The organism is Sphingomonas sp. 1F27F7B, from assembly GCF_005503355.1.
In the GTDB taxonomy this organism is placed as follows: Bacteria; Pseudomonadota; Alphaproteobacteria; order Sphingomonadales; family Sphingomonadaceae; genus Sphingomonas.
On record NZ_SCMK01000006.1, the window covers coordinates 39,355 to 52,179 of the forward strand.

Consider the following 12,825-nt stretch of genomic DNA (forward strand, 5'->3'; position numbering starts at 1 on the left):
CCCTCCCTTGCCTCGACCTGGTGCCGCCCGTCAGCGATGGGCGGCGACGTGCTCGATGATGTCCTGCGGCGTGCGGAACAGCACGTCGGGCCGCATCGCGATCAGCAATTCTTCCGCGGCATAGCCCCACAGCACCGATCCGGCGCGCATGCCCACTTCGCGCGCGGCATCGATGTCGCGGGTCTCGTCGCCCACCGCCAGCACCTCATGCGGCTTCACGCCCATCTTCTTGAGCACCCGGCGGAATTTGGGCGCCTTGCCGAACAGCGAGGAGCCGCAGGCGAAGAAGTCGATTCGCGCGGCATGTTCGGGGCCCAGGATCTTGCGGACATTGGCCTCGGCGTTGGAGGTGACCAGCGCGATCTTCACGCCGTTGGCGGCGATCTGCTCGAGCAGGTCGGGCGTGCCCGGAAACAGCTCGATCTGGTGCGCGTTGCGGCCGACCAGCCGGCGCACATGGCGTGCGATCAGCGGCAGCTTCCACCTGGAGATGCCCAGGAACTCGATCACGTCGCGCGAGCTCTTGTTGCGCAGCATGTCCACTTCGTCCGGCTGGACGGTGCGGAAGCGGAATCTGCGCGCCAGCTCGTCGACGACGGAAAGGAACCAGTCGCCGCTGTCGGAGAGCGTGCCGTCGAAATCGAAGATCACCAGGCGGATGGGCGACGCGTCAGTCATGCGCGTGTCCATTCCCATGCATCCGACATTCCGCCCCGTCCCCCAATTCGATCTGGACGGTCGTATGATCGATCCTGAAGTCGTGCGCCAGCCGATGTTGCAGCGCGATCAGGAATGCATCGCCCGGATGGCCCTCCGGCATCACCAGATGCGCGGTCAGGGCCGCCTCGGTCGTGCTCATCGGCCAGATGTGGAGGTCGTGGACGCGGCGGACGCCGGGCAGGTCCGCCAGCGCCGCCTCCACCGCCGCCGAATCGATCCCCTTGGGCACCGCCTGCAGCGCCATGGTCAGCGATTCGGTGAACAGGCCCCAGGTGCTCCACAGGATCACGACGACGATCAGCAGGCTGACCACCGGATCGATCCATTCCGCGCCGGTGAACAGCATCAGCGCGGCCCCGACGACGACTCCCGCCGAGACCGCCGCGTCGGCGGCCATGTGGAGATAGGCGCCCCGGATGTTGACGTCGCCCTTGCGCCCGCGGGCGAAGAGCAGGGCGGTGGACAGGTTGACGACGATGCCGGCGCCCGCGACGAGCATCACAGTCAGGCCGGGGATGTCGCGCGGCTCCGAAAGGCGCTGGATCGCCTCGAGCAGGATCGCGCCCACCGCCACGAACAGCAGCACTGCGTTCGCGAGCGCGGCGAGAATCGAGGAGCCGCGCAGGCCATAGGTGAAGCGCGGCGAAGCCGGCCGCTTGGCGAGCTCGGCGCCGCCCCAGGCGATCAGCAGCCCGAGGACGTCGGAAAGATTGTGCCCGGCGTCCGCCAGCAGGGCCATCGAATGGGTGAGGAAGCCGGCCGCGCCTTCGATGAGGACGAAGCCGAGGTTGAGTGCGGTGCCGATGGCGAAGGCGCGCCCGAAGTCCGCGGGCGCGTGACTATGGCCGTGGTGGCTGTGGTTATGGTCGTGATGCGCGGCCATCGTTCCGCTCTTAGCCGGGTCGCGGCATGTGATGCTAGGACATCAATTCCGGCCGCGGCGCTTCTTGCCTCGGCCCATGTCGGGGCCCGGCGTGGCCTGCGGGCGGATGGTGACGAGCTCCTTGCGTTCGAGCACGCCGTTCTTGTCCGCATCGAAGCGCTTGAACAGCAGATCGAAGCGCTCCGCGAGTTCGGCGAAGGTCACCTTGTTGTCGCCGTCGCGATCCACTTCGAAGGGGCTGGGCACGGTGTTGCGATCGCCCATCCAGCGCTCTTGCCAGTCCGAATAGGCGATATAGCCCAGCCAGCCCTGGTGCCGTGTGTCGACTGCGTCGAAGCTGTGCTTGAGCCCTGCATCGAATTCGGCGCGAGTCACCTTGCCGTCGCCGTCTGCGTCGAACGCGGCGATCATCATCGCCACCGGCTCGACGATCACGGTGAAGGCCGGCTGCTGGGGTGTGCTCGTGCCGATGGGGGCGCCGCCATTCCCCTCGGGCGAGGGAATGCGCACCCGTTCCTGCGCGAAGGCGGGAGTCGCGATCAGGGCCGCGAGGACGAGCAACAGGCGCATGAGGATCCTTCCGATTCGCGACGAGGAACAGTGCCGCGCCGGCACCCAAGCTGCAATCTATGGCGAAGGTGGGGCATTGTGCCATCGCCCTGGCCGGCACCCGCGACGGCCGTGCCGTTCAAGGCAGCAACAGGCTGGCGTCCCCATAGGAATAGAAGCGATACTTCTCCGCGATCGCATGGGCATAGGCGCCCTGCATCCGGTCGAGCCCCATCAGCGCTGACACCAGCATGAACAGCGTCGAGCGCGGCAGGTGGAAGTTGGTCACCAGGCCGTCCACGCCCCGGAAGCGATAGCCCGGGGTGATGAAGATCGCAGTGTCTCCCTCGAAGGGGCGGATCACGCGGTCGTCGCCGGCGGCGCTCTCGATCAGGCGCAGGCTCGTGGTGCCCACTGCGATCACCCGACCGCCGCCGGCGCGGACCGCGTTCAGGCGGTCGGCGGTGGCCTGGTCGATGCGGCCCCATTCGGCGTGCATCCGGTGGTCCGCCGTATCCTCGGCCTTGACCGGCAGGAAGGTGCCGGCGCCGACATGGAGCGTCAGCATGCTATGGCCCACGCCGGCCGCATCGAGCGCCGCCAGCAATCCCGGTGTGAAGTGCAGCGCCGCCGTCGGGGCCGCTACCGCGCCGGGCTCGCTGGCGAACATTGTCTGATAGTCGTCGGCATCGCGGGCGTCGGTAGGGCGCTTGGAAGCGATGTACGGTGGCAGCGGCATGCGGCCGCAGCGGGCCAGCAGCAGCTCGACCGGCTCGTCGCCGGCAAAGTCGAGCGCGAAGCTGCCGTCCGCGGCGCGGTCGCCGGCGGTTGCGGCGACGCCCTGGCCGAAATCGATCGTGTCGCCATCGCGCAGCCGCTTGGCGTTGCGGATGAAGGCGCGCCAGCGGCGCGGCCCTTCGCGCTTGTGGAGCGTGGCCCCGATCTTCGCCCCCGACGCGCTCGGCACGTCGTCCTCCCGGCCCCCCCGCATGCCCTCGAGCTGGGCGGGGATCACGCGGGTATCGTTGAACACCAGGCAATCGCCGGCGCGCAGCTGGCCCGGCAGATCGGTCATGCGGAGATCGCGGGTCCCGGCGCCGTCCAGTACCAGCAGGCGCGCCGAATCGCGCGGTGCCGCGGGGCGCAGCGCGATCCGGTCGTTCGGAAGCTCGAAATCGAAAAGGTCTACGTTCACGTCTGCACTTGCCGGGACCGGCGCTCGTTATTTCGGCAGCGTCGCCTTCACCTCGCCCGGCGGCAATGCCTTGGGAGCATCGGCCGGCAGGTTGGCATAGGGCGGCGGATTGTCGGACTGGATATAGGCGTGGACGATCTTGGTCGGATTGGCCGGCGGTTCGCCGCGCTCGATCTTGTCGACCCACTCCATGCCGGCGACGACGCGGCCGAACACGGTATAGTCGTGATCGAAGGCGAGCTTGGGCGCCATCATGATGTAGAACTGGCTGTTCGCGCTGTTCTCGGCATCGGTCTTCTGCGCGGGCGTGGCGTGCTCGGGCGCGCCGCGGCGGGCGGCGGCGACGGTGCCGCGCACATGCGGCAGGTTGTTGAACTCGGCCGGCACGTTGGGCAGGTCGGAATCGCCCGTCCCATCGCCTTTGGGATCGCCGCCCTGCGCCATGTAATAAGGATCGTCGACCACGCGGTGGAAAGTCAGCCCGTCATAGAAATGGCGGCGCGTGAGCGTCTTGATCCGCTCGACCATCTTGGGCGCGGCGTCGGGGCGCAGCCGGATCAGCACGCGGCCGCCGGTCGACAGGTCGAGAACCCAGGTCTCGGCCGGATCGGCGGGGACCACCGCCGGATGGACGCTGTTCACATCTTCTGCGCTCACGCCCTTGAGCGGCTCGGCGGCCGGCTTGGCGGCCTTGCCGCCGCCCTGGGCGAACGCGGGCGTGGCAAACATCATCAAGGCCGAAGCGGCCAGTGCGGCAAACAAACGCATCAAATTCCCCACTCGGATATACACCCTCGATCGACGGTCTAGACCAATCGCGCGGCCTCAACCACTCCCTTTGCGGCCGATCGCGGCGACGCGCGCGGTCATCTCGGCATCGACCGCGGGCGAGACGAACTTGCGGATATCGCCGCCATAGAGCGCGATTTCCTTGACCAGCCGGCTGGCGATCGGCTGGAGCGAGACATCGGCCATCAGGAAGACCGTCTCGATCCGGTCGTTCAGCTGCTGGTTCATGCCGGCCATCTGATACTCATATTCGAAGTCGGCGACGGCGCGCAGGCCGCGCACGATCATGCTGGCGCCTTCGCGCTCGGCAAAGTCCATCAGCAGCGAATCGAAGCTGACGACATGGATCTCGCCCGCAATCCCCTCCACCTCGCGCTTCACCATCTCCATCCGCTCTTCGACGGTGAACATGGGATTCTTGGAGGGATTGGTGGTCACGCCGATCACCAGCCGGTCGACCAGCTTCGCGCCGCGCCGGATGATGTCCATATGGCCGAGCGTGATCGGATCGAAGGTGCCGGGATAGACGCCGGTGCGAGTAGTCATAGGTCCTTTCCTCCGTCGCGATGACGGCAAGAATAAGTCACCGGTCGCGTTCCAGCGTGTAGCGCGCGATGTCGCGCAGCAGATCGGCCTCGGGGCCATAGGGTTTCAGATGGGCGATCGCCTGGTCGACGAGCATCCGTGCCTGTTCCCGCGCGCGGTCCATGCCGAGCAGCGAGAGAAACGTCTCCTTGCCCGCCGCGCCGTCCTTGTGCAGTTTCTTGCCGACCAGCGCTTCGTCGCCTTCGGCATCGAGGATGTCGTCGGCGATCTGGAAGGCGAGGCCGACGTCGCGGGCATAGCCGCGCAGGCCGGTGCGGCCCTCGTGCGGCACTCGGCCCAGGATCGCGCCGCTCTCCACCGCGCAGCCAATCAGCGCGCCGGTCTTCATCGCCTGCAGGCGCGTTACGGTGGCCAGGTCGAAGCTCGCCTTCTCGGCCTCCAGGTCCATCATCTGCCCACCCGCCATGCCGGCAGGTCCCGCGGCGAGGGCGAGCGTGCCCGAAAGCTCGATGCGGACGAAGGGATCCGCGTGCGTGCGCTCGTCGGCGATCACTTCGAAGGCGAGCGCGTGCAGGCAGTCGCCGGCCAGCACCGCGGTCGCCTCATCGAACGCCTTGTGCACGGTCGGCTTGCCGCGGCGCATGTCGTCGTCGTCCATCGCCGGCAGATCGTCATGGATCAGCGAATAGACATGAATGCATTCGAGCGCGAGCGCGGTGCGGGCGATGCAGGTGCGGTCGACGCCGAAAAGCTGCGCGGTGGCGGAGACCAGCAGCGGCCGCAGCCGCTTGCCGCCGCCGATCGCAGCATGGCGCATCGCCCGGTACAGCCCCTCGCGCGGATCGGACGGGATTGCCAGCAACAGGTCGAACTGGCGGTCCATCTCCGCCGAGACCTGCCTGAGCGCCGCCTGCAGCGCGAGAGAAGCGTGCGCCATCGCCGGGTTCAGCCGGCGGCGAAGGGTGTGGTGCCGGCGGCGCGACCCTCGGCGTCGGTGCGGATCGCCTCGATGCGCGCCTGGGCGGCATCGAGCCGCGCGGCGCATTGCCGGCGCAGCCGATCGCCGCGCTCGTACAGGTCGATCGCCTCCTGGAGCTGCGCCTCGCCGCTCTCCAGTCGCGCGACGATGCGCTCCAGTTCCTTCAGCGCTTCCTCGAACGAGAGCGCAGCGACGTCCGCTTCTTCTGCCATGCATCCGCTATGCGCCGGGCCGGGGTGCGAAGGCAACCTGCCATGGCGCGATTGCAACCGGGCACCTTGCTACCTAGCTCCGCGTTATCCCGGCCCAGCCCTAGGAGACGCGCATGTTGACCAGCATCAATCCCGCCACCGGAGAGACGATCGATACTTGGCAAGAGCTCGATGCGGACGGGGTCGAGACGGCGCTCGCCCGCGCCGAGGCGGCGTTCCGCTCCTGGCGCGATTCGCCGCTGGAGAAGCGTGCCGCCCTGCTCCTGGCGATCGCCGATGCGTGGGAAGCGAACAAGCAGCATCTCGCCGAGACCGCGACGCGGGAGATGGGCAAGACGCTCGCCAGCGCGGTGGCCGAAGTGGAGAAATGCATCAGCGGCTTCCGCCATTATGCGAAGAACGGCGCCGCCTATCTGGAGCCGGTCACGGTGCAGACGGCGAGCGGCCATGCCGTCGCGCGCTGGCTGCCGATGGGGCCGGTGCTGGCGGTGATGCCGTGGAACTTCCCTTATTGGCAGGTCGTCCGCTTCCTCGCGCCGACGATCATGGCGGGCAATGTCGGGCTGCTGAAGCACGCGTCGAACGTGCAGGGCTGCGCGGTGCTGATCCAGCAGATGGCGAGCGCGGCGGGCGCGCCGGACGGGCTGTTCCAGAACCTGGCCGTAAAGTCCGACAAGGTCTCGGCGATCATCGCCGACCGGCGGGTAGGGGCGGTGACGCTCACCGGCAGCGAAGGCGCGGGCGCGCAGGTGGCGCAGGCCGCCGGACGGGCGCTCAAGAAAGTGGTGCTCGAGCTGGGCGGATCGGATCCGCTGATCGTGATGCCTTCGGCCGATCTCGATCTCGCGGCCAGAACGGCGGTGACCGCGCGCATCCAGAATGCCGGGCAGAGCTGCATCTGCGCCAAGCGGATGATCGTCCATGCCGATGTGTACGACGCGTTCCTCGACCGGTTCGAGGCGGGCATGAAGGCAGTGAAGATCGGCGATCCGATGGAGCAGGGCACGGGCATGGGGCCGCTCTCCAGCATTGCTCAGCGCGACACGGTGCTCGATCAGGTGGAGCGCGCGAAGGCGGCGGGCGCGACGCTGCGTCTCGGCGCGGAGAAGATCGAGCGCGAAGGCGCCTGGATGACGCCGGGCGTGCTCACCGATCTCGATCCCGAGAGCGAGGTTGCCAAGGAAGAGATATTCGGGCCTGTCGCGGCGGTCTACAAGGTCGGCGACATCGATGCGGCGATCGCGCTGGCCAACGACGTGCCCTATGGCCTCGGCTCTTCGGTGTGGACCGCGGACGATGCCGAGATCGAGCGCTTCGCCCGCGACATCCAGTCGGGCATGACCGCAGTGAACTCGCTGCTCGCATCCACGCCCGAGGCGCCGTTCGGCGGAGTGAAGCTCTCGGGCCATGGCCGCGAGCTCGGGCCGTGGGGCATGCACGAGTTCATGAACCTGAAGGCGGTGATGTTCGGGAAGGACGCGAAGGCCGGCGATTGAACCCTTAGTTCACTACGAACTTCCCCGTCATCCCGAAGCTCGCATGGAGCAGGTGGGTGCACTTGATCGGATAAGTGCCGGCCCCGGGCGCGGTGAAGTGGAGGTCGACGGTCGTGTCGCTATCGAGCTCCACCTTGCCGTCCCGGATCTTCGCCCGGTCCGCCGCGGGCATCGCCGCCGCCGCGAAGAAGTCCTTCGCCGCGAAGCTGTGCCCGCCGCTGCTGGTCAGGTGCAGCACATAGCTTTGCCCATGGACCAGCAGGATCGTCGACGGCGTGAACTTGAAGTTGGAGAGGGCGACGTCGATCCGCTGCTCGGGTGCTGAGGGAGGAGCTGCGGCCGTGAGCGCGAGCGCCAGCACGGGCAGCAGCGTCCTCATCCCTGGCGCTCCGCCATGATCTCGTTGATCAGGTCCTTGCGGCTGAGCTTGCCGATCATCGTCTTGGGCAGGCTGGCGCGCACCACCACTTCTGCGACGCGCTCGTGCTTGCCGATGCGGGCGTTGAGCCACTGGGCGAGCGCGGCGCCGTCCACCGGCGGGGCGTCCTCGTTGAGCGTCGCATAGGCATGCGGCATCTCGCCGTGATAGGCGTCGGGCAGGCCGATCACCAACGCTTCCTTCACGGCCGGATGCTGATAGAGCACCGCCTCGATCTGGCTCGGGAACACCTTGAAGCCGCCGACCGCGATCATGTCCTTCAGCCGGTCGACGATGCGGACATAGCCGTCTTCGTCGATCACGCCGACATCGCCGGTGCGCAGCCAATGCCCGTCAACGAAGACCTCGGCATCGGCATCGGGGCGGTTCCAATAGCCCTTCATGATCTGCGGGCCGGAGACGACGATCTCGCCGGGTTCGCCCGCCGGCGGCGGGCGGCTCGGGTCTTCCTTGTCGACCAGGCGGACGCGGGTGCCCTGGATCGGCTGGCCGATCGTGCCGGGCTTGTTGAGACCCTGATAGGGATTGGTCGAGACCACGCCGGAGCTTTCGGACAGACCATAGCCCTCGATCACCCGCGCGCCGGTCACGCGCTCCCATTCCTCCTTGAGCTGGGCGGGCAGGGGGGCGCCGCCCGAGATGCAGAAGCGCAGCGACTTGAAGTCTTCGGGCTTCATGCCCGGTGCGTCGAGCAGCGCCTGGTACATGGTCGGCACGCCGGGCAGTGCGCGCGGCTGGGTGCGGCGCAGCTCGGCCAGCGCCTGCTTGGCGTTGAAGCGCGGCAGCATCACGATCTCGCCGCCGGTCACCACGGTGCGGTTGAGCACGCAGGTATTGGCGAAGACGTGGAAGAACGGGAGGACGGCAAGCACCGTGTCCTTGGCCACGCCCATCTCGGGATCGAGCCGCGCGACCTGGCGGGCATTGGCCGACAGATTCTGGTGGGTCAGCATCGCGCCCTTGGGGGTGCCGGTGGTGCCGCCGGTATATTGGATCAGCGCCAGATCCTTTTCGGGATCGATCCTGGGTACGGTGCAGATGCCGTCGTTCGCGATCAGCCGGGAAAAGGCGAGGACGCGCTCGTCCTGCGGCCGCTCGGTCACTTCCGCGCGCTTGAACAGGCGATAGAAGAAGGATTTGGCTGCGGGCAGCGCCCCGGCCACCGATCCGACCACCAGCCGCTCGAGCGCGCTCTGCTCGAGCACCTTGAGCGCAGTGGGCAGCAGCGCCGAGGCCGAGATGGTGAAGAGCACCTTGGTGCCCGAATCCTCGACCTGGTGGCTCAGTTCCTCGACCGTGTAGAGCGGCGAGAAATTGACCACCGTCGCGCCGAGCTTGAGAATGCCGTAATAGGCCGCGACATAATGCGGCACGTTGGGCAGGAAGAGCCCGATCCGATCGCCCGGGCCATAGCCCAGCGCCTGCAGGCCGCAGGCGACGCGGTTGGCGCCGTCCAGCGTCTCGCCATAGCTGTAGCGCCGCCCCATGAAATCGAGCAGCGGCGCGTCGGGATGCGCGCGGGCGCTGCCCTCGAACAGATCGACCATGGATTGGGGCGGGAAGTGGGTGTCCCATGCGCCCGGGTGACGATAGCTGGTGCGCCAGATCTGTTCGGGGTCGGTCATTGACACAGGTGTAAGCAAGCCTCTCCGGGGGTCAAGTCGTAAGCCGCTTGCTCCAGGTGATGAGCACCGAGACGGCGAAGATGCCGATGTCCAGCACGGCTTCGAGACGCTGCGGCGAGAGATCGTCGACGCGCTGCATCTGGATGGCGATGTCGGCGCGCCGGTGGGGCGATGCAAAGGCAAGCAGCGCAAGCGCAGCTAGCGCCCCGAAGGCTATCCTTCTGGCTCGTCCCGACATGGTAAAGGGCCATACGCCCCGCGGCGCGGCCCGGCAAGCGGATCAGGCCGCCTCGCGATGCGCCGAGCGGGCACGGTCGCGCCCGGCGGACTTGGCCTCGAACAGTGCGATGTCGGCGCCGCGATAGAGCGTCTTCCAGTCGATGTCGCTGGTCAGTGGCCCGGTGCAGGCGCCGATGCTGGCGGTGACCTTGAGGTCGAAGGGCATGCGTGTGGTTCGCAGCCTGGCGAGCAACTGTTCGGGTTCCACGCCTGCATCGGCGGGGGCCAGGATCGCGAACTCCTCCCCGCCCAGACGCGCGACCAGGGCGCCGAGGGGCGCGCTGTGGCGGAGCGTGCGGGCGAGCAGGCGCAGCACCTCGTCGCCGCCGTCATGCCCCAGCGTCTCGTTGACGCGCTTGAAGTGATCGATGTCGGCGATGAGCAGCTGCTGCTCGCCCGGCCGGCCGATCGCCTGGGCGAGGAAGGCGCGGCGGTTGAGCAGGCCGGTGAGCGGATCGGTGTCGGCCAGGCGGCGCGCCATCACTTCGCTGGCGATCGCGTCGTCGCGCTCGTCGCGCAGCAGCTTGATGCGATAGGCGATGGCCAGGCTCGACATCAGCGCCTCCAGCGCCATGGAGAGCAAGGTCGAATTGTCGAGCCAGAAGCTCCAGCGGAGGACGTGGAAATTGGCGAGCGTCCGCATCAGCGAAGTGAGGATGGGCGCGCCCCAGCCGATCGCGAACAGCCACAGATAGTTGGAGCGCACGCGCCAGGCGCGCCACAGCGTGGGCGCCACCGCCGCACCCAGCATCAGGAACACGGTGCTGAAGGCTGCATCGACGAGCTGGACGTTGAGCGGGGCGAAGCAGAAGACGAGCAGCCCCACGCCGAGCAGCGCCCCGGCCACCACATAGACGAAGCGGCCGAGCCAGCCGGCGAACACCTGCTCCTCGAAGAAGCTGCGGGCGAAGACCAGAGCGCTCGCCCCGGTGAAGCCGAGCAGGAGATAGTTGAGCCGCAGTCGATCATTGTTGGCGATGTCGGGAAAGGCCCAGGCCAGCGCGCCCGACGAGGAGAAGACATAGCCGAGCAGCCCCAGTGCCATCACGCAGTAGAAGAGCTGGAACCGGTGACGCAGCGCGCCCCATAATGCGAGATTATAGACGAGCAGCGCCAGGCAGAGCCCGCCAAAGCCGGCATAGAGCGCAGTGAGCGAAATGTTCGCCTGCTGGCTCTCCGTGCCGGTCACCAGCCGCGGCCCCAGCACGACGCCGCGCATGTTCGCCGATCCCTCGATGTGCCAGAGCAGGCGGACGACCTCCGCCTCCCGCTGCTCGAGCGGAATCTCGGCGATCGCGCCGAGCTGGATCCAGCGCGTGATGCCGCGGGCGTCCGTGCGCTGCGTCGCCATCCGGCCATCGGAATAGAGCGTGTGCAGCGCCAGGCCCTGCTGCCACAGGCTGGCGAAGCGTACCGAGAGCGGATTGTGCGCGCGCGAGCGCTGGTCGATGTCCCGCGAGATCACCCAGAAATCGCCCGGACCGAGCCGGTATTGCGGTGTCCTGCAATCGAAGCGTTCGGGGTGACGGATCAGCTCGGCCGGGTTCATCCCGCCGGTGTCGCGCAGCACGCAGATGTCGAGCCCGCGCCCCGCATTGGCCTGCGCCCGCGCGGGCGCAACCATGCCCAGCAGCGCGATCAACGCGCCGACAAGGACGGACAGCCGCAGGAAACGCAACGCCAGCATGGCGCACATCTACGCCCGACATGACAAACAACCCGTAAAGATACATCCGTACCGGGTCGTCTTTATGAGGCCGTTCAGCCACTTATCGCCCGCCAGGGGCTCAGCAACCGTCGCCGAGGCCCGCGGCGCGCTTCAGCAGCCCGCTGATCTTGGGCTTGCAGGGCTTGGGTTTCTGCTCGGGCCGTCCTTCCCCGCGTTCGGGCATCTGGCCGCGCATCGCCTCGCCCATGTCTGGCATGCCGGCCATGAAATTGCCGAGCGCGCGGTAGCGGACCTTGGCGGTCCATTTCGGGCGCCAGGCGCGCTTCGGGTCGCCGGGTCTTTCGGGGAAGGCGAAATTCGCTTCCGGGCCATAGGCGTAGAGGAAGCCCATCAGCACCTCGCCCGTGGCCTTCTTCACCTCGGCGGGAATGGTGCAGCTCGCCTGGCTCGGCGGCATCACCACTTTCTGCCCGACCAGCCGGCTCACCGTGGCCGGCGAGAGCCAGCCCCACAGGTCGCCGCCGAACTGGCGGGTGGCAGAAGACGCCCACCAGACCATGTCGTCCGTGCTCGCGCCGGCCGAGCCCATCGCCCAGGCATAATAGCCCGTAGCGGCGGGCACCGCCGCCCAGGTGAGCGGTACCGATCCGTCGGGGGCCTGGCCGGACTTCACGCGTGGCGCAGCCATGAAGTCCTGGGTCAGCGCGAAGCCGATCTCGGGGCTGTAGTTGCCGGCGATCCGGTGCTGGCCGATCAGCGAGGAGTTGCTCCGTACCTTCGCGTTGGTCTTGCCGTTCGGCCAGTCGCCATAGGTGCGGCTGGTTCCCGGCCGCGGCACCGCTTCGGCCGGGATGCGCGCGCTGAACAGTTCGGGCGGGGTCTGGCCCTTGCCGAGCTTGGCGAAGTCGATCACCATCGGCTGGCCCGGCCCGGCATGCGCGCCGCAGCCCCAATAGATCAGCAGCCGCCCCTTGGGCCGCGCGAACTTGTCATAGGCATATTTGTCTTCGTCGTCGCGCGTGCCCGGCCTGGCGGGTTCGGGCGAGACGAGCGGCACCGATGCGCCCATCCGCATGCCCTCCGGCAGGAAATGATCGGCCCTGGGCGCCCCGCCGGCGGCGGGCAGGCGCGAACCGAGCCGCAGCGTCATCTCGCGGTTGTCGCCCTGGCCCATCATGCCGGCGGTGGTGCCGACATCCATCACGTAGCGCGCTTCGGGCGCGGTATCGTTGCCCGTCTGCGCAGCAACCAGGCCGGCGGCGAGCGTACCCGTCAGCGCCGTGCCGGCGCCCACAATTCTCCATTTCATCGATTGCATTCGGATTCTCCCTGGAAAGCCCATGGCCGCGACCCGAAACGCAAGCGCTCCCCGCGGCGTCGACACGAAGACGCGACGAGTGTGTTGTCTATGTATAACGCATGTGCCATCGGCGAAGGCGAAGCG

General features: G+C 67.9%; 14 protein-coding genes. 1 reads left to right on the plus strand and 13 read right to left on the minus strand.

Going from position 1 to position 12,825, the window contains the following annotated elements; translation table 11 throughout:
• Positions 1 to 30: 30 nt before the first annotated feature.
• The 8 genes from FFS08_RS07235 to FFS08_RS07270 form a co-directional block, all read right to left on the minus strand.
• Positions 31 to 678 (minus strand): HAD hydrolase-like protein, encoded by a 648-nt coding sequence (locus FFS08_RS07235; RefSeq protein WP_137861372.1) that lies wholly within the window; start codon positions 676 to 678, stop codon positions 31 to 33.
• Positions 671 to 1,603: a cation diffusion facilitator family transporter gene (locus FFS08_RS07240; RefSeq protein WP_137861373.1), complete on the minus strand. Its 933-nt coding sequence runs from the start codon at positions 1,601 to 1,603 to the stop codon at positions 671 to 673. The genes FFS08_RS07235 and FFS08_RS07240 overlap by 8 nt, the downstream gene beginning before the upstream one ends.
• Before the next feature lie 42 nt (positions 1,604 to 1,645).
• Positions 1,646 to 2,173 (minus strand): EF-hand domain-containing protein, encoded by a 528-nt coding sequence (locus FFS08_RS07245; RefSeq protein ID WP_137861374.1) that lies wholly within the window; start codon positions 2,171 to 2,173, stop codon positions 1,646 to 1,648.
• 118 nt (positions 2,174 to 2,291) lie between these two features.
• Complete coding sequence (gene queA / locus FFS08_RS07250) at positions 2,292 to 3,347, minus strand: tRNA preQ1(34) S-adenosylmethionine ribosyltransferase-isomerase QueA (RefSeq protein ID WP_137861375.1); 1,056 nt, start codon at positions 3,345 to 3,347, stop codon at positions 2,292 to 2,294.
• Between the two features lie 27 nt (positions 3,348 to 3,374).
• On the minus strand, positions 3,375 to 4,115 hold the full coding sequence (locus tag FFS08_RS07255) for a peptidylprolyl isomerase (protein ID WP_137861376.1): 741 nt from the start codon (positions 4,113 to 4,115) through the stop codon (positions 3,375 to 3,377).
• 57 nt (positions 4,116 to 4,172) lie between these two features.
• Positions 4,173 to 4,682: a pantetheine-phosphate adenylyltransferase gene (gene coaD, locus FFS08_RS07260; protein ID WP_137861377.1), complete on the minus strand. Its 510-nt coding sequence runs from the start codon at positions 4,680 to 4,682 to the stop codon at positions 4,173 to 4,175.
• Positions 4,683 to 4,719: 37 nt separating this feature from the next.
• Complete coding sequence (locus FFS08_RS07265) at positions 4,720 to 5,619, minus strand: polyprenyl synthetase family protein (RefSeq protein ID WP_137861378.1); 900 nt, start codon at positions 5,617 to 5,619, stop codon at positions 4,720 to 4,722.
• Between the two features lie 8 nt (positions 5,620 to 5,627).
• Positions 5,628 to 5,873 carry an exodeoxyribonuclease VII small subunit gene (locus tag FFS08_RS07270; RefSeq protein WP_137861379.1) on the minus strand — a complete coding sequence of 82 codons (246 nt, stop codon included), beginning with the start codon at positions 5,871 to 5,873 and terminating at the stop codon, positions 5,628 to 5,630.
• Positions 5,874 to 5,986: 113 nt separating this feature from the next.
• Here FFS08_RS07270 and FFS08_RS07275 point away from each other — a divergent pair, with 113 nt between their 5' ends.
• The gene (locus FFS08_RS07275) at positions 5,987 to 7,369 is read left to right on the plus strand and encodes an NAD-dependent succinate-semialdehyde dehydrogenase (protein ID WP_137861380.1); all 1,383 of its coding nucleotides are present in this window, start codon (positions 5,987 to 5,989) and stop codon (positions 7,367 to 7,369) included.
• 4 nt (positions 7,370 to 7,373) lie between these two features.
• On the opposite strand, the gene FFS08_RS07280 is transcribed toward FFS08_RS07275, so the two are convergent.
• The 5 genes from FFS08_RS07280 to FFS08_RS07300 all read right to left on the minus strand — a co-directional run bounded on the left by FFS08_RS07280 (position 7,374) and on the right by FFS08_RS07300 (position 12,699).
• On the minus strand, positions 7,374 to 7,748 hold the full coding sequence (locus tag FFS08_RS07280; protein ID WP_137861381.1) for a plastocyanin/azurin family copper-binding protein: 375 nt from the start codon (positions 7,746 to 7,748) through the stop codon (positions 7,374 to 7,376).
• Complete coding sequence (locus tag FFS08_RS07285) at positions 7,745 to 9,433, minus strand: long-chain-fatty-acid--CoA ligase (RefSeq protein ID WP_137861382.1); 1,689 nt, start codon at positions 9,431 to 9,433, stop codon at positions 7,745 to 7,747. Before FFS08_RS07285 ends, FFS08_RS07280 begins: the two co-directional genes overlap by 4 nt.
• A gap of 31 nt (positions 9,434 to 9,464) precedes the next feature.
• Complete coding sequence (locus FFS08_RS07290; RefSeq protein WP_137861383.1) at positions 9,465 to 9,671, minus strand: hypothetical protein; 207 nt, start codon at positions 9,669 to 9,671, stop codon at positions 9,465 to 9,467.
• Between the two features lie 42 nt (positions 9,672 to 9,713).
• Positions 9,714 to 11,399, minus strand: coding sequence for a GGDEF domain-containing protein (locus FFS08_RS07295; protein ID WP_137861384.1), 1,686 nt, complete (start codon positions 11,397 to 11,399; stop codon positions 9,714 to 9,716).
• Positions 11,400 to 11,499: 100 nt separating this feature from the next.
• Entirely contained in the window at positions 11,500 to 12,699 is a 1,200-nt protein-coding gene (locus tag FFS08_RS07300; RefSeq protein ID WP_249340970.1) for a hypothetical protein, read from the minus strand.
• Positions 12,700 to 12,825 lie beyond the last annotated feature (126 nt).